The 16481-nt window shown below is 43.3% G+C and carries 14 protein-coding genes and 1 other RNA gene; 3 read left to right on the top strand and 12 right to left on the bottom strand.

Features of this window, described 5'->3' with window-relative positions:
- Positions 1–201: 201 nt before the first annotated feature.
- Complete coding sequence (locus tag G610_RS0103870) at positions 202–1677, top strand: nicotinate phosphoribosyltransferase (protein WP_026523730.1); 1476 nt, start codon at positions 202–204, stop codon at positions 1675–1677.
- Between the two features lie 54 nt (positions 1678–1731).
- On the opposite strand, the gene ffs is transcribed toward G610_RS0103870, so the two are convergent.
- Positions 1732–1831: signal recognition particle sRNA small type (ffs, locus tag G610_RS22585), an RNA gene on the bottom strand.
- Positions 1832–1944: 113 nt separating this feature from the next.
- Here ffs and tadA point away from each other — a divergent pair.
- Positions 1945–2502 carry a tRNA adenosine(34) deaminase TadA gene (tadA, locus tag G610_RS0103865; protein WP_051197591.1) on the top strand — a complete coding sequence of 186 codons (558 nt, stop codon included), beginning with the start codon at positions 1945–1947 and terminating at the stop codon, positions 2500–2502.
- Positions 2503–2535: 33 nt separating this feature from the next.
- Entirely contained in the window at positions 2536–3498 is a 963-nt protein-coding gene (locus G610_RS0103860) for a radical SAM protein (RefSeq protein ID WP_155830943.1), read from the top strand.
- A gap of 59 nt (positions 3499–3557) precedes the next feature.
- On the opposite strand, the gene G610_RS0103855 is transcribed toward G610_RS0103860, so the two are convergent.
- The 11 genes from G610_RS0103855 to G610_RS0103805 form a co-directional block, all read right to left on the bottom strand.
- The gene (locus G610_RS0103855) at positions 3558–4649 is read right to left on the bottom strand and encodes a PucR family transcriptional regulator (RefSeq protein WP_026523727.1); all 1092 of its coding nucleotides are present in this window, start codon (positions 4647–4649) and stop codon (positions 3558–3560) included.
- Positions 4650–4782: 133 nt separating this feature from the next.
- Positions 4783–5892, bottom strand: coding sequence for an ABC transporter ATP-binding protein (locus tag G610_RS0103850; protein WP_026496236.1), 1110 nt, complete (start codon positions 5890–5892; stop codon positions 4783–4785).
- A gap of 235 nt (positions 5893–6127) precedes the next feature.
- The gene (locus G610_RS19605) at positions 6128–6841 is read right to left on the bottom strand and encodes a YesL family protein (RefSeq protein WP_051197589.1); all 714 of its coding nucleotides are present in this window, start codon (positions 6839–6841) and stop codon (positions 6128–6130) included.
- An 89-nt stretch (positions 6842–6930) separates the two neighbouring features.
- Positions 6931–7866, bottom strand: a complete 936-nt coding sequence (locus G610_RS0103840; RefSeq protein WP_026523726.1) for an alpha/beta fold hydrolase — start codon at positions 7864–7866, stop codon at positions 6931–6933.
- A 134-nt stretch (positions 7867–8000) separates the two neighbouring features.
- Positions 8001–10055: a methionine--tRNA ligase gene (metG, locus tag G610_RS0103835; protein ID WP_026523725.1), complete on the bottom strand. Its 2055-nt coding sequence runs from the start codon at positions 10053–10055 to the stop codon at positions 8001–8003.
- Positions 10056–10195: 140 nt separating this feature from the next.
- Positions 10196–11071 carry a methionyl aminopeptidase gene (locus tag G610_RS0103830; protein ID WP_026523724.1) on the bottom strand — a complete coding sequence of 292 codons (876 nt, stop codon included), beginning with the start codon at positions 11069–11071 and terminating at the stop codon, positions 10196–10198.
- A 199-nt stretch (positions 11072–11270) separates the two neighbouring features.
- Positions 11271–11924 carry a ribulose-phosphate 3-epimerase gene (gene rpe / locus G610_RS0103825; protein WP_026523723.1) on the bottom strand — a complete coding sequence of 218 codons (654 nt, stop codon included), beginning with the start codon at positions 11922–11924 and terminating at the stop codon, positions 11271–11273.
- A gap of 83 nt (positions 11925–12007) precedes the next feature.
- Positions 12008–12949 carry a transketolase family protein gene (locus tag G610_RS0103820; RefSeq protein WP_026523722.1) on the bottom strand — a complete coding sequence of 314 codons (942 nt, stop codon included), beginning with the start codon at positions 12947–12949 and terminating at the stop codon, positions 12008–12010.
- 16 nt (positions 12950–12965) lie between these two features.
- Positions 12966–13799 carry a transketolase gene (locus G610_RS0103815; RefSeq protein WP_026523721.1) on the bottom strand — a complete coding sequence of 278 codons (834 nt, stop codon included), beginning with the start codon at positions 13797–13799 and terminating at the stop codon, positions 12966–12968.
- A 193-nt stretch (positions 13800–13992) separates the two neighbouring features.
- On the bottom strand, positions 13993–14691 hold the full coding sequence (locus G610_RS0103810; RefSeq protein WP_026523720.1) for an L-ribulose-5-phosphate 4-epimerase: 699 nt from the start codon (positions 14689–14691) through the stop codon (positions 13993–13995).
- A gap of 124 nt (positions 14692–14815) precedes the next feature.
- Positions 14816–16411 (bottom strand): xylulokinase, encoded by a 1596-nt coding sequence (locus G610_RS0103805; RefSeq protein WP_026523719.1) that lies wholly within the window; start codon positions 16409–16411, stop codon positions 14816–14818.
- Between the last annotated feature and the right edge of the window lie 70 nt (positions 16412–16481).

Raw genomic sequence — 16481 nt, 5'->3', positions numbered from 1 at the left:
TGATTAATCAGACTAAACCACTATCTGACATTATATCAAAAGCCTATTAATTTTAATATAACTACAATGAAAAAACAATGACAGTTAATGCATTCTGGTAGTATTATTGTATTTGGATATTTTATCCGAAAATCAAATTAAAAAAGGATTTGCGAATATCACATCAAAATCTTAAGATGCATTTCGCAAACGGGGGTAATTATGGACAGACAGAATCTGACTCTACTCACTGACCTGTACGAACTCACAATGATGCAGGGCTACTTCAAGAACAAGTCTCAGAACGAGACTGTTATCTTCGATGCTTTTTTCAGAAACAATCCCTTTGGCGGCGGCTATTCAATCATGGCCGGTTTAGAGCAGCTTATCAAATATATTAAGGAACTTCACTTCGATGATGAGGATATCGAATATCTTAGAAGTGTTGGTATCTTTGATGAAGATTTCCTGGACTACTTAAGAGATTTCAAATTCAGCGGAGATATTTATTCAATTCCCGAGGGAACAATCATTTTCCCCAGAGAGCCCCTTGTAAAGGTTATAGCTCCCATCATGGAAGCTCAGCTTATTGAGACCGCTATCCTTAATATAATAAATCACCAGTCACTTATCGCCACAAAGTCAGCACGTATCTGCTATGCTGCACAGGGCGACGGAATAATGGAATTTGGTTTAAGACGCGCACAGGGTCCCGATGCAGGTACCTATGGCGCAAGAGCTGCAGTTATCGGCGGATGCGTTGGAACAAGTAACGTTCTTTGCGGTCAGCTTTTTGATGTTCCGGTTAAAGGAACACACGCTCACAGCTGGATCATGAGTTTCCCTGATGAGTACACAGCATTTAAGACTTATGCAAAGCTTTATCCTTCAGCATGTATCCTTCTTGTTGACACCTATGACACATTAAAATCAGGTGTACCCAATGCTATCAGAGTATTTAAGGAGATGAAGGAAGAGGGAATCGACCTTAGCTTCTACGGAATCCGTCTCGACAGCGGAGACCTTGCTTATCTTTCAAAGGAAGCAAGAAAAATGCTGGATGAAGCAGGCTTCCCTGATGCTGTTATCTCTGCATCCAATGACCTTGATGAGTATCTTATCACTTCACTTAAGACTCAGGGCGCAGCAATCACATCCTGGGGCGTAGGTACTCACCTTATCACAGCTAAGGATAATCCGTCATTTGGCGGCGTTTATAAGCTTGCTGCAGTTATGGGTGAAGATGGCAGTTTTGAGCCCAAGATCAAGCTTTCAGAGAATTCCGAGAAGATCACAAATCCCGGAAACAAGAAGATCTACAGAGTTTATGAGAAGGCAAACGGCAAGGTTAAGGCTGACCTCATCTGTCTTGAGCACGAGACATTTACCGAGGATAAGCAGCTTCTCCTCTTCGATCCCCTTGAGCCCTGGAAAAAGACACTTCTTCCCGCAGGTTCATTTACTCTTCGCGAGATCATGGTTCCTATTTTCAAAAATGGTGAATGTGTATATGAATCTCCCAAAACAATGGATATTCGTAAGTACTGCCTCGAAGAGCAGGAAACTTTATGGGATGCCACAAGACGTCTTTTCAATCCTCACTCAGTGCATGTAGATCTCTCCAAGAGACTCTATGATACAAAGATGAAGCTTCTCGATCAGATGAGTGGCGTCGACATGACAGACGTAGAGAGGTAAACCTTTACAGGATCGTCAAATAAAATTTGACGATCCTGTAAAGGATGCATGCGGCGAACCCAGGCTACCTTACAACACATGAGAAATTCCTCTTAGTGCTGCTTCGTTCCCGACCTGACACGGTTCGTGGGTTCTCATTGCATAAGACCCAAATCCGCACGGATGCATGCACCCATTACAAGACCGTCATTTTTAAATAATACGCAAACCTTACCCGATTGTCAATTATTTATGTTGAATCCGGGTATGTTACAGGAGCAATTCTTTATGGCTGATAAGAACCTCTCTGATGAACTTCTCAGAGAAAAGCTTGATAAAAAGTACATGAAAGCTGCCCTTGCCCAGGCAAGAAAGGCTATAGAACTTGGTGAAGTGCCAATCGGCTGCGTCATCGTCTATGAAGGTAAGATCATAGGCCGCGGCTACAACAGGCGAAACACCGATAAATCCGTACTTTGTCACGCTGAGATAACAGCCATAAAAAAGGCTTGCAGGAAAATGGGGGACTGGAGACTTGAGGACTGTACCCTATATGTTACATTAGAACCCTGTCAGATGTGCGCAGGCGCAATTGTTCAGTCCCGAATCCCCAGAGTTGTTATGGGCGCATTGAGTCCCAAGGCAGGCTCAGGCGGAACTGTCATTAATATTCTTGATAACCCGGAGTTTAACCACCAGGTTGAGATCACAAAGGGCGTCCTCGAGGAAGATTGCAGTGCTATCCTTAAGGAATTTTTCACTGAGCTCAGGAAAAGAAACAAAGCTGAGAAAGAAGCCAAAAAGGCTGCTATGGCTTTAGAAGAATCTGAAAGCTCCGATCTCTGATCATTTTCACAAATTTCTGAGGTACATCTCTTAATGTCAGATATTCTCTCACTTGAAAACTGCATACTATGTCCAAGAAAATGCGGTGTAAACAGAACTGCCGGCATAAAGGGCTACTGCGGCCAGGGCGGCGTCCTTACTGCAGCAAGGGCCTACCTTCATATGTGGGAAGAGCCCTGCATTTCAGGCACGAACGGGTCAGGTACAGTATTTTTCTCAGGTTGCAACATGCGATGTGTCTTTTGTCAAAACAGCGAGATTGCATCAGGCGGCGTTTCAAAGGAGATTTCCACAGACCGCTTAGCTGAGATTTTCTTAGAGCTTCAGGATAAAAAGGCTTCCAATATAAATCTCGTGACACCCACGCATTTTGTGCCTCTTATAATACCCGCGCTGGAAAAAGCAAAATCGCAAGGGCTGTCCATTCCTATTGTCTATAACACAAGCGCCTATGAAAATGTAGAGACCATAAAGGCTCTCGAGGGCCTAATTGATATCTATCTGCCGGATTGCAAGTATTACTCCGACGAACTGGCTATAAGATACAGTCATGCTCCTTCGTATTTTAAGGTCTCCATGGCTGCAATATCCGAGATGCTCAGGCAGGTTGGAGAACCATTATTTAACGAAGGTTTGGGAGCTTTTGCCTATAATGATCTTATGGAAAACAGCGAAGATGATTACTGTGGTCCTCTTATGAAATCCGGAGTCATTGTACGTCATCTGATGCTTCCCGGACAGCTTCAGGATTCCATGAATGTGGTAAGAGAGCTTTTATCCACGTTCTCGGACAGGATATATCTAAGTATCATGAATCAGTTTACGCCCCACGGCGATCTGTCTGAATTCCCGGAGCTTCTTTCCGGCGTAAATGAGGAAGATTATGATAAGCTTATTGATTACTGCATAGATCTTGGAATAGAAAATGGATTTTTCCAGGGAAGCGGCACGGATTCAGAGAGTTTTATACCTGCCTTTGATTTTGAAGGAATTTAAAACGCCAGATAGCTAAAGGTTGCTACCTGGCGAATTTTTTATAAAGTCATATGCTAATCTTAGAAATCACTTTTATCTACATATCTCATGTAGTTTAGAACCATCATTGCGATCTTAAAGGTAAGAGCTTCATCAAAGGTTCTTACATCGAGGCCTGTTGCCTTCTGCAGCTTCTCAATTCTGTAAACAAGAGTATTTCTGTGTACAAAGAGCTGTCTTGAAGTCTCTGATACGTTAAGGTTGTTCTCAAAGAACTTGTTGACGGTGTTCAATGTCTCTTCGTCAAGATTCTCAGGAATCTCCCTGTCACCGAATATCTCGTCGATGAAAATCCTGCAGAGGTTAATAGGAAGCTGATAAATAAGTCTGCCTATTCCAAGGGTGTTATAAGCTGTCACATGTCTCTCAGCGTAGAAGATTTTTCCTACATCAAGAGCCATCTTAGCTTCTTTATAGGATTTACTGAGGTCCTTGATCTCCCCAACTATTGTGCCGTAGGATACGCGAACATCAAGCATGGCCTCGGTATTCATCATGTCTACAATAGTATTCGCTATATCATCAATATCCTCGTAGCTCTCACCTGCTTTTACAGATTTTACAAGGATAACGCTGTTTTCATCAACGGCTGTTACATAATCTCCTGCCTGAGATGTGAACATGCTGGACAAAAGCTCTGCTGCGCCGCTGTCTCTCTCTGCTCTTGTCTCAACCAGAATGATCACTCTTGGCACATTTACATCGATTCTGAGCTTCTTTGCACGGTTGTAGATATCGATAAGAAGGAGATTGTCCAGAAGAAGATTCTGGAAAAAGTTGTTTCTGTCGTATTTTTCCTTATAGGCGATTATAAGGTTCTGAAGCTGGCTTACGCAGATTTTTCCTACCATGTAAGCATCTTCGCCCTGACCTGACGCGATAAGGATATATAGAAGCTCGCCCTCATCAAAAATCTTAAGGAGATGAACTCCGCCTATAACCTGGGAATCAACGGCAGAACTTGCAAAATCCGAGATAAAAGCGCTGTCAAATGAAGGCGCCTCAGCTGTAGCAGCAACAATTTTACCCTTTAAGTCCAGGACGCTTAGCTGAACTCTGGTTATTGCTGATAATTCGTCAATACTGGTCTGTACAATCTGAGCTGAAATCATGATATCTCTGCCTCCGTGAATTTTATATAATTAATTCTAAAATAATTTTAGCACGTTGTATATAGAAAAAAAGCTGTGCCTTACGAATTTACGTAAAGCACAGCTTATTATTCTTGCATATCATGCGTATCGATTAGTTGGTAATAACCTTCTCTGTCTCTTTGTCGAATACGTGAATCTTCTCAACGTCGAAAGCAAACTTAACCTTATCGCCAGGTCTAGCTGTTGTACGAGAATCAACTCTAGCTGTTACAGGGAAGCCTGCAAGATCAAAGTACAGATAAACTTCTGCACCAAGAAGCTCGTATACGTTGATTGTTGACTCGAATACAGCCTTAGATGTGCTAACAACCATCTCAGAATCATCAACATCCTCAGGACGGATACCGAATGTTACAGTCTTTCCAGCGTAACCACCATCGATAACCTTCTTAGCCTTTGCCGGAGGAAGCTCGATTGACTGGCCAGCGATCTTGAGGCAAGCCTTGTCGCCTGATACTTCTACTTCTGCATCAAGGAAGTTCATCTGAGGTGATCCCATGAATCCAGCAACGAAGAGGTTGCAAGGCTTATCATAGAGGTTCTGAGGTGTATCTACCTGCTGAACAACACCGTCCTTCATAACAACGATTCTTGTACCAAGTGTCATAGCCTCGGTCTGATCGTGTGTAACGTAGATGATTGTGGTACCAAGTCTCTGGTGAAGCTTAGCGATCTCTGTTCTCATCTGAACACGGAGCTTAGCATCGAGGTTGGAAAGAGGCTCATCCATAAGGAATACCTTAGGATTACGAACGATAGCACGTCCCATAGCAACACGCTGTCTCTGTCCACCTGAAAGAGCCTTAGGCTTACGATCAAGAAGGTTTGTAAGGTCGAGGATCTTAGCTGCATCCTTAACCATCTTATCGATCTCCTGCTTCGGAACTTTACGAAGCTTAAGACCAAATGCCATGTTATCATAAACTGTCATGTGAGGATAAAGAGCGTAGTTCTGGAATACCATTGCGATATCTCTGTCCTTAGGCTCTACATCGTTAACTACACGGTCACCAATTTTAAGTGTACCGGAAGAGATGTCCTCAAGACCTGCGATCATACGAAGTGTTGTTGACTTACCACATCCTGAAGGTCCTACGAAGATGATGAACTCCTTATCCTGGATATCAAGATTGAAATTCTTAACAGCTTCGAAACCGTTAGGATAAACTTTGCATACATTTTCAAGTGTTAAACTTGCCATTTTTAGTTTCCCTCCTATTTCTCAAAAAAAGAGCTTTCCGCTCCTGACAAATAAAAGTATAGCCAAAGCACTATGCTTTGGCTATGCAACAATTATACAAAGATTTGACCATTCGTTGTAAGAATTGCCATTTAATAATTTTTTTATAAATTGGTTAGGAATTTTTGCACAAAGATATTAAAATCTTATGTACAATGTGACAAATCACCTTAAATCCTGCTTGAATTATTGGCTTTTATTTCCTGTCTCTTGCTTCCTGCATGCGCTTGATTGCTGCCTGAAGTTCTTCGTCATCTTCGTCATTCACGGGCTCTTTGGTCTCTTCCTCTTCTACCTTGGGCTCAAATCTCTTGAAAAGTCCGTTGTACATAAGCGCCATAAGAAATGAAGGTCCTGTTACTCCAAAAAGGATGAGAATAGGAAGGATCTGCATATCAAAAAAGTAAAGCAGCACAATAGGAATAAGTGAAACAAGTGTCATTCCAACTGTTCTCGGAAGACCAAGTATGGCAAACATCACTGAATTCTTCAGAGTGCGCTTGATTGGATTATCGAATCTTGACTGCAGTGGGAATATGTAAAGTGAAACCATGTAAAGCAGGATGCTGACACCAAACATTATATAGGTATAAGCAGCCGGAACCTTATCAGCGTTGTAATATATCCATGCAAAGTCCACACCGATAATAGCGCCTACAACTAAAACGATGATCCACAAAACAGTGGCCTGCTTAAAGTTAAGCTTAAAGGATTTCCAGAAGCCCTTTATAATGTAGCTCTCTTCATCTCTTACCATTTTAAGGAGCACATAGTGCATTCCTGTAAGAGCAGCGCCGCCTGTAAAAGGAACAACTAAAAAGAATAATACGACAAGATTGAGCAGCATAAGATCTGCGATTTTGTTAAGTGCCCTCATAAAAGGACTGTCTAAGTCAAATAATTTTCCCATTATAAATAACTCCTATATCAAGAAACTACTAAAAATGCCTGAGCACAATACATAATATCATGCTCAGGCATATAAATCATTAAATATTTTTATCCGATGGTCTTCTTGATCCATGCAAGCTGATCAGCAAATACTGTCTCTCTGCCGATTTCCTGCTGAAGCTCATGTCTCATTCCGTCGTAGAGTTTAAGTTCGACATTGGTAAGGCCTATCTGCTCTGTCCATACCTTGTAAAGCTGCTCAACACCGGAACCATACTCACCAACGGGATCTTCTTTTCCTGCTGTGAGAAGGATAGGAAGCTTCTTGGGAATATCTTCCATCTTACCTGTATCCTGAACTCTTGAAAGAAGCTCAAACAGTGTCTCAAAGCCATTAACTGTGAATACAAAATTATCTCTGGGATCATTTATGTATTTATTGATACTCTCTTCATTGTGTGAGAGCCAGTCAAACTTGGTCTTGGGACTGGATATACGGCTGAGGTATCCCTTAAATGCTGTGTTGTTAAGGAATCCTGATCTGTGCTTTTCACCAAGCATAGCGCCAATGAAAGCAGCCATTCCCTTGCCGGCTTTGATGGTACCTATAGACATATAGCCTGTTCCCTGAATGATGGCGCCCTGAATACCTGTGCCGTATCTTGTAAGATACTCTCTGGCAATAAAAGATCCAAAGCTATGTCCCATAAGGATTACCGGGATGCCGGGATACTCTTCCTGAGTCATCTTCTTAAGTCTGTGTGCATCTCTAAGAAGCACTGTGGCAGGATCATTCTTACAAAAATATCCGTAAGGAACTCTCTCTGAAACAGATCCGCCATGTCCAAGATGATCATTACCGATTACCAGAATGCCATTATCCGCCATATATCTTGCAAATTCATCGTAGCGGTCTATAAACTCCTGCATACCATGAATTATCTGCAATATTGCAATTGGCTTCTCCTCAGGAATCCATCTTATTGCATGAATCGTGGTTTCACGGTCTCTTGATTTGTAGGTAAGCTCCTCTTTTCGTGCCATAATAACCCCCTTAATAGTAATGCCAAAATTTTCAATACCATCCACTTTTTTGACAGTTTTTCTAAATACTATTTTACCACAATTTCGTAATGTGCATTCTTAAAAATTCGTAAATTATGTCACAAAATAATTATTTATGCTATCTCAGCACCCGAAGGCATTGCCTTCTCGGGAGTCATAAGTGCAAGATTGCCTTCTGCATCCTCTGCGCAAAGAAGCATTCCCTCTGATTTAACGCCTGCAAGCATAGCGGGTTTGAGGTTTACAAGAACCATTACCTTCTTACCAACCATCTCCTCGGGAGTATAGTATTTGCGGATTCCTGATACAATCTGCTTAACCTGACTTCCGATCTTAACCTGTGAGCAAAGAAGCTTTTTGGACTTCGGAACTGCTTCACATGCGATGATCTCACCAACCTGGAACTGAAGCTTCATGAAATCATCAAAAGTGATCTCATCCTTTGCGGGAATATCGATACCTTCGGAAGCGCCTTCCTCTGCTGCGCTGTCAGCGCCGCAGATTACGATAGCGTTTGCTTCTCTGAGCATTCCAGCCTTTGTGAGGTTTTCTTTTGCTTTCTTCTGAGACTCGATATAATCTGCCTTCTGCTTCTCTGTGATCTTTGCTGCTTCTGCAAGAACCTCGTTGAGATCCTTTCTTGCAAAGCACTGCTCAGGTGCATCTGTCACCTTTGTGCCGCTTACATATTTACCAAACTCAGAGAGGGTATCAAAATCACGGCTCTTTGTATTGAGCATGTTAAAGATCTTCTCAGCAGTTCTGGGCATGAAGGGTTCAAGAAGGCTTGTACCGATTGTGATACCTTCTACAAGGTTGTAAAGAACTGTTGCAAGTCTGTCTGACTGTGCCTCGTCCTTTGCCAGGTTCCAAGGCTCAGTCTCATCAATATATTTGTTGCAGCGCTTAAATACTGTGAAAATCTCGGTAAGAGCATCAGCTACGCGAAGCTCATCCATCTTTTTCTCAACCTTTTCATAAGCACCTGTGCAAACAGCCTTGAGATCTGCATCTACGCCGCCTTCAACGCCCTTATCGGCTACTACGCCACCAAAGTACTTGTTGGACATAGCAATTGTACGGTTTACAAGGTTACCGAGGGTATTAGCAAGGTCAGAGTTGTATCTTTCAACCATGAGTTCCCAGGAAATAACACCATCATTATCATAAGGCATCTCGTGAAGCACGAAATACTTAACAGGATCTACATCAAAGATACTTACAAGGTCATCAGCATAGATAACGTTGCCCTTGGACTTACTCATCTTCTCGCCGCCCTGAAGGAGCCAGGGATGTCCGAAAATCTGCTTCGGAAGAGGCTCGCCAAGAGCAAGAAGGAAAATAGGCCAATAGATTGTATGGAATCTGATAATATCCTTACCGATAAGGTGAAGGTCCGCAGGCCACCACTTTTTGTAGGACTCACTGCTGTTATCTACATCAAAACCGATACCTGTTATATAGTTTGAAAGTGCATCAAGCCATACATAAACAACATGCTTCTCATCAAAGGTTACAGGAATTCCCCACTTAAATGAGGTTCTTGATACGCAAAGATCCTGAAGACCGGGAAGAAGGAAATTGTTCATCATCTCGTTCTTACGAGAAACAGGTTGAATGAATTCAGGATGACTGTTGATGTGATCAATAAGCTGCTGTGCATACTTACTCATTTTGAAGAAATATGCTTCCTCTTCAGCGGGATGTACATCTGATCCGCACTCAGGACATTTTCCGTCCACAAGCTGAGACTCTGTATAGAATGCCTCACACTCTGTACAGTACATTCCCTTGTAGGAACCCTTGTAGATATCGCCCTGATCATAGAACTTCTTGAAAATCTTCTGAACCTGCTGTACATGGTCCTCGTCAGTTGTACGGATGAAACGGTCATAGGAAGTATCCATCATATCCCAAAGGCCCTTGATAACGCCTGCCACATCGTCTACAAATGCCTTAGGGCTATCAAATCCTGCCTCAATAGCTCTTGTCTCGATTTTCTGGCCATGCTCATCAGAACCAGTCTGGAAATGAACATCATAACCATCTTTTCTCTTGTATCTGGCAATTGCATCTGCAAGGACTATCTCATAGCTGTTTCCGATATGAGGTTTTCCTGATGTATAGGCAATTGCCGTTGTTATATAATATTTACCTTTGTTCTGCATTATATCTCCTTCTCCCTCATCCGGCACTTCGTGCCACCTTCCCCCTAAAGGGGGAAGGCATCAAATGAGGTGATATATATTTTTGTTTTTTGCCTTCTCCCTTCCAGGGAGAAGGTGTCAGCGAAGCTGACGGATGAGGGTTACCAGCAAAGCAGCTCGCAGCCGTCTTCTGTAACCACAAGCTCTACTTCCCACTGAGCTGACGGAGCACCGTCTTCTGTGTAAACTGTCCAGTCATTCTCTTCATCAACAAAGATTCTGTCAGTACCCATATTGATCATAGGCTCAATCGTAAATACCATGCCGGGTACCATGAGCATCTCGGTACCTGGTTTACTTACGAAGCTTACAAAAGGCTCTTCGTGGAATTCATTGCCGCATCCGTGTCCGCCGATTTCGCGAACTACTGTATAGCCATGCTTAAGCGCATGCTGGTGAACTACATCGCCCATATCTCCCAAAGGGGTCCAGGGCTTTACAGCTTTAATACCTATCTCCATAGCTTCCTTGGTCACATCAACCAGCTTCTTCCACTCAGGATCCACATCACCGATGCAGAACATTCGGGAAGAATCTGCATAGTAGCCATTTAATATAGTAGAACAATCAACATTAATAATGTCGCCATCCTTAAGAATATCGTCTTTGGAAGGTATGCCGTGGCAAACCATGTCATTAATGGATGTGCAGACACTTTTGGGGAAGCCCTCATAATTAAGAGGTGCTGCTATTCCGCCCATTTTCTTTGTAACATCTGCTACGATGTCATCAATATCCTGAGTTGACATTCCTGCCTTGATCTTGTCAGCAACTTCGTCAAGACATGCCATATTAATCTTGGCGCTCTCTTTGATTCCAAGGATATCTTTTTCTGTTTTAATAAGTGATCTCTTCGGGACGATATGTCCCATTCGCTCGTAACCTATGATCTTATCATCAAAGGCCTCGTGGCAGCTCTTATACTTCTTACCGCTGCCGCACCAGCAAGGTGCATTTCTTTCAATTTTCTTGTACATCTTCTGCCTTTCTTTAGCCAAAAACTTCTTTGTATAGTCAGAAATCCATACCTACAGCTAGTTAGCCAATTTCTAGTATGCCTTTTTGCGCCGCCATTGTCAATAAAAGCCACCTTATGGCATAAAAAACGGCAGCATCTCTGCCACCGCTTCCTGTTAGTAATCTCCAATTTGTTAAAACCTGATATATCCGTAAATATCACTTTGAGAGCTTTTCCATTAAAAGCTTTGTATTCTCAGCTATATCACCGTTAAATACTGCAGAGCCGGCTACAATTACGTTGGCGCCTGCCTCTAAGGGAATATGAACATTGTCAATTGTAACGCCGCCGTCTATCTCAACATCTGTTGAAAGTCCTGCGTCAGTGATAAGTTTTCTCACTTCAGTTATTTTGGCTGTGCATTCATCTATGTATTTCTGTCCGCCAAATCCCGGTTCAACTGTCATGATAAGAACCATATCCACGTGCTCAAGATAAGGCTTTAATGCATCCACCGGTGTCTTTGGCTTTATGGAAATACCTGCCTTTTTACCACAGCTCTTTATTTTCTCTATTACTTCTCTTGGGTCTGATGCAGCTTCAAGATGAAAAGTTATGATATCCGCTCCTGCTTTGGCAAATTCCTCAATGTATCTGATGGGTTCCTCTATCATAAGGTGTACATCATATACCTGATTTGATGCCTTGCGAATAGACTTTAAAACAGGAAGTCCAAAGGATATGGAAGGAACAAATATACCGTCCATTACATCAAAGTGAAGGTACTTTGCGCCTGCTGCCTCTGTCTCCTTGATCTGCTGTCCAAGTATTGTAAAATCTGCCGATAAAATTGATGGTGCAAGAATGTTCATAAATCTATATAACCTCTGATTAAAAATATACAGCCCACATATATCACATATGTGGGCTGAGAGTCAAATCATTATTGCATAAATTACTTAAGGAATTCCTTAACTGAGCTGTATACACCCTCACCATCGAGACCATACTTCTTAACAAGATCTCCTGCACTTCCGGACTCACCATAGCGATCCTGCATACCGATCTTCTTAACAACTGTAGGGCACTCTTCTGAAAGTACATCACATACAGCACTTCCAAGACCGCCGATTACGGAATGCTCTTCAACTGTAACAACCTTGCCTGTCTTCTTTGCAGTTGCTACAACAAGCTCTCTGTCGATGGGCTTGATTGTGCAGATGTTTACAACCTCTGCGCTGATGCCGTCTGCAGCAAGCTTTTCAGCTGCTTCAAGAGCAGAACCAACACCGATACCTGTAGCGATGATGGATACATCTGTTCCCTCACGGAGAACTGTTCCCTTACCAAGTTCAAACTTGTAATCAGGTCTGTCATTAACTACAGGACAAGCTGCTCGTCCAAAACGGATGTAAACAGGGCCCTCGTGCTCAGCTGCTGCGCGTACGCAAGCTCTTGCCTCGATATCATCTGCAGGGCACATAACTACCATTCCGGGAATTGTGCGCATAAGAGCAAGGTCCTCATTACACTGGTGGCTTGCTCCGTCCTCACCTACTGTGATACCGGCATGTGTTCCGCCGATTTTAACGTTGAGATGGGGATATCCGATTGAATTACGAACCTGCTCGAAAGCACGTCCTGTTGCAAACATAGCAAATGTGCTGACAAAAGGAATCTTACCTGTTGTTGCAAGACCTGCAGCGATACCCATCATGTTGCACTCTGCAATACCGCAGTCGATATGTCTCTCAGGAAACTCCTTTTTAAACCAGCCTGTTCTTGTTGCTGCAGCAAGGTCAGCATCGAGAACTACAACCTTATCATTAACCTTAGCCAGCTCGATAAGCTCTTTACCATAGCTGTCTCTGGTAGCAATTTTCTTAACTTCGCTCATTTTGTAACCTCCACTTTTATGCTTCTAATGCTTCGCCAATCTTATTAAGATCTTCCATTGCCTGTGCGTACTCTTCGTCGTTAGGTGCAACACCGTGCCATGAAACCTGGTTCTCCATGAAGGATACACCCTTACCCTTTATGGAATGTGCAATGATAGCTGTGGGCTGACCCTTAGTCTCTCTTGCTTCCTTGAAGGCTGCTCTGATCGCATCAAAATCATGAGCATCAATATTGATTACATGGAAGTTAAATGCCTCAAACTTCTTGTCGATGGGATAAGGTGAGCAAACCTGATCAACAGGTCCGTCAATCTGAAGGCCGTTGTTATCAACGATAACTACAAGGTTATCAAGCTTACGGAAGCCTGCAAACATAGCTGCCTCCCATACCTGACCCTCTTCGATCTCACCATCACCAAGGAGTGTGTAAGTTCTGAAATCCTTATTATCAAGCTTTGCAGAAAGTGCCATACCGCATGCTACTGAAATGCCCTGTCCAAGTGAACCTGAAGACATATCAAGTCCGGGAAGGTACTGCATGCTGGGATGTCCCTGAAGTCTTGATCCAAGCTTACGAAGAGTTGTAAGCTCCTCAACAGGGAAATAACCACGCTGAGCCATTACTGAGTAAAGGCCGGGTGCTGTATGTCCTTTGGAAAGAACAAAACGATCACGATTCTCAGCCTTAGGATCCTTGGGATCGATGTTCATCTCCTCAAAATACAGATATGTATAGATATCTGCTGCTGAAAGTGATCCGCCGGGATGTCCTGCTTTTGCTGCATGAACAGCCGTAACAATGCCCTTGCGGACTTCGTTTGCAATTTTCTGCAATTCTTTATTTGTCATAATTCCTCCACTTCCTTTGCTTTAATAGCGCGAAAAATCTTCACATAAAATTTAGCACACTTAGAAATATGCGTCTATCGTATTTTTTGCGGTGTTTTATCAAATAATTGTTAATAAGGAAGTTCTGCTCTCGGGCTAAAGCCCTCGCCAGAACTAAGTAGTACACTAAGCCCGAAAAAACCGGGCTAAGTGATTACTTAAGCTGTCCATAATAAGCATTGGCGCCGTGTTTTCTGTAGTAGTGCTTATCCTGGAGCTCCTGAGGTGCGGGCATTACTCTGGGATTGATAACCTCGCATCTGTATGCCATCTTGGCAACCTCTTCTGTAACTACTGCATTGTGAACGGCTTCATGAGCATCCTTACCCCATGAGAATACGCCGTGGTTCTTGCAAAGAACTGCAGGAACAGCAACAGGGTCTTTTCCCATGGCATTAAACTCATTTACGATAAGATGACCTGTGTTCTCCTCATAGGCATCCTCTATCTCTTCCTTGGTAAGACATCTTACGCAGGGAATCTCGCCATAAAAATAATCTGCATGGGTTGTGCCGTAGCAGGGAATGGATCTTCCTGCCTGAGCCCAGCTTGTGGCATAGGATGAATGTGTGTGAACAACGCCGCCCACTTCTTTAAATGCCTTGTAAATCTCTACGTGAGTAGGTGTGTCGGAAGAGGGATTAAGCTTTCCCTCAACCTTATTACCATCAAGATCCATAACAACCATATCGTCGGGAGTCATGGTCTCATAGTCTACGCCGCTTGGCTTAATTACGAAAAGCCCTGATTCTCTGTCGATCTCACTGACATTACCCCATGTGAAGGTTACAAGTCCATACTTGGGAAGCAGAATATTGGCTTCGTATACTTTCTGTTTAAGTTCTTCTAACATGATTTGCTCCTTTTCTACCCTCATCCGTCGCCTACGGCGCCACCTTCTCCCAAGGGAGAAGGCTCATAATTTTGCCTTCCCCCTCTGGGGGGAAGGTGGCACGAAGTGCCGGATGAGGGGCACATTACTTCAATGTATCAACAGCAGCTCTCTCGATTGCGAGACCTGCATTGTAATCCTTCATGAACTCATCAAAGCCCTTAACGTCATCAGCAACAGGTTCGCAGGTCTCAACCTTGCCATCCTTAAATACCTTGTTATTAAGATAAGCCTCAAGAGTCTCTCCATCCTCTTTATTAAGCATGAATCCTGCAAGGATTGCCTGACCCCAAGGGCCGCCTTCTCCTGCTGTCTCCATAAGCTTAATGGGTGTATCGAGGGCTGCTGCCATTACTCTGTCACCAACGCCTCTGATCTTGAAGAATCCGCCCTGGCCGAAGAAGAAGTCAGCCTTTACATTCTCTTCCTTCATAAGGATATCGTTACCAACCTTAAGCGCACCAAGTGCTGTGTAAAGGTGTGTTCTCATGAAGTTGGCAAGATTCATCTTTGCATCAGGTCTTCTTACGAAAAGAGGTCTTCCTTCGTTGAAGCCTGTAATGCTCTCACCTGAGAAATAGTTATATGCAAGAAGTCCGCCGCAATCTGCGTCGCCTTCCATAGCCTTTCTGTAAAGTGTTCCGTAAAGTGTATCATCATCTACGTCAGCGCCTACAGCCTGTGCAAATTCTCTAAAAAGTCCTACATAAGCGTTGAGGTCAGATGTGCAGTTATTGCAGTGAACCATTGCAACCTGCTCGCCTGAAGGTGTTGTAACAAGGTCAAGCTCAGGATATGCCTTTGAAAGGTCATGCTCAAGAACAACCATTGAAAATACTGATGTTCCTGCTGAGATGTTACCTGTTCTTACGCCAACTGAGTTTGTGGCAACCATACCGGTTCCTGCATCGCCCTCGGGAGGACATACAGGGATACCTGCCTGAAGTGTTCCTGTAGGATCAAGCTTCTTAGCACCTTCTGCTGTAAGCTTTCCTGCATCAGCACCTGCAGGAAGAGACTTAGGAATAATGTCGCGAAGCTTGAATGAAAAGCCCTTCTCCTCTGTAAGCTTATCGAACTGACCAACCATCTTCTCGTTATAATCACAAGTTGCTGAATCGATAGGGAACATACCTGAAGCATCACCTACGCCAAGAACCTTCTCGCCTGTAAGCTGCCAGTGAATGTAACCTGCAAGGGTTGTAAAGAAATCTACCTTGCTAACGTGCTCCTCGCCGTTAAGCATTGCCTGATAAAGATGAGCGATACTCCAACGCTGAGGAATGTGATAACCAAAGAGCTCTGTAAGCTCATCGGAAGCCTTCTCTGTAATTGTGTTTCTCCATGTGCGGAAAGGAACAAGAAGTTCTCCATCCTTATCAAATGCCATATAGCCATGCATCATAGCTGAAAAGCCCATGGCACCTACCTTAGTAAGTTTCTCCCCATACTGCTTCTCAACGTCCTTTGCAAGGTTTGCGTAGCAGTCCTGAAGTCCACCCCAAATATCCTCAAGGGTATAAGTCCAGATTCCGTTATCAAGTCTGTTCTCCCAGCTGTGAGAACCCTGTGCTATCGGATTGTTATCCATATCTGTAAGCACAGCCTTAATTCTGGTGGAACCAAATTCGATTCCGAGTAAAGTTTTGCCTTCAGCGATAAAACTTTTTGCATCTCCCATTTAAATGCACCTTCCCTTCTGTGTTTTTGCCTGGTTTTGAGTTATATTTTTATGCTCACAATGAACATTA

The sequence above is a fragment of the Butyrivibrio sp. MB2005 genome (genome assembly GCF_000424285.1).
Taxonomy (GTDB): Bacteria; Bacillota; Clostridia; order Lachnospirales; family Lachnospiraceae; genus Butyrivibrio.
The sequence above is the reverse complement of the archived record's forward strand: the minus strand, read 5'-3'. Positions and strand labels throughout refer to the sequence as shown.

Excerpts from the sequence above, each read along its gene's own strand:
- G610_RS0103815 (WP_026523721.1), bottom strand. The coding sequence starts at position 13,799 with ATGACAAATAAAGAATTGCAGAAAATTGCAAACGAAGTCCGCAAGGGC.
- G610_RS0103805 (WP_026523719.1), bottom strand. The coding sequence starts at position 16,411 with ATGGGAGATGCAAAAAGTTTTATCGCTGAAGGCAAAACTTTACTCGGA.
- G610_RS0103850 (WP_026496236.1), bottom strand. The coding sequence starts at position 5,892 with ATGGCAAGTTTAACACTTGAAAATGTATGCAAAGTTTATCCTAACGGT.
- rpe (WP_026523723.1), bottom strand. The coding sequence starts at position 11,924 with ATGAACATTCTTGCACCATCAATTTTATCGGCAGATTTTACAATACTT.
- G610_RS0103810 (WP_026523720.1), bottom strand. The coding sequence starts at position 14,691 with ATGTTAGAAGAACTTAAACAGAAAGTATACGAAGCCAATATTCTGCTT.
- metG (WP_026523725.1), bottom strand. The coding sequence starts at position 10,055 with ATGCAGAACAAAGGTAAATATTATATAACAACGGCAATTGCCTATACA.
- G610_RS0103830 (WP_026523724.1), bottom strand. The coding sequence starts at position 11,071 with ATGTACAAGAAAATTGAAAGAAATGCACCTTGCTGGTGCGGCAGCGGT.
- G610_RS0103860 (WP_155830943.1), top strand. The coding sequence starts at position 2,536 with ATGTCAGATATTCTCTCACTTGAAAACTGCATACTATGTCCAAGAAAA.
- G610_RS0103870 (WP_026523730.1), top strand. The coding sequence starts at position 202 with ATGGACAGACAGAATCTGACTCTACTCACTGACCTGTACGAACTCACA.
- G610_RS0103855 (WP_026523727.1), bottom strand. The coding sequence starts at position 4,649 with ATGATTTCAGCTCAGATTGTACAGACCAGTATTGACGAATTATCAGCA.
- G610_RS0103840 (WP_026523726.1), bottom strand. The coding sequence starts at position 7,866 with ATGGCACGAAAAGAGGAGCTTACCTACAAATCAAGAGACCGTGAAACC.
- G610_RS0103820 (WP_026523722.1), bottom strand. The coding sequence starts at position 12,949 with ATGAGCGAAGTTAAGAAAATTGCTACCAGAGACAGCTATGGTAAAGAG.
- G610_RS19605 (WP_051197589.1), bottom strand. The coding sequence starts at position 6,841 with ATGGGAAAATTATTTGACTTAGACAGTCCTTTTATGAGGGCACTTAAC.
- tadA (WP_051197591.1), top strand. The coding sequence starts at position 1,945 with ATGGCTGATAAGAACCTCTCTGATGAACTTCTCAGAGAAAAGCTTGAT.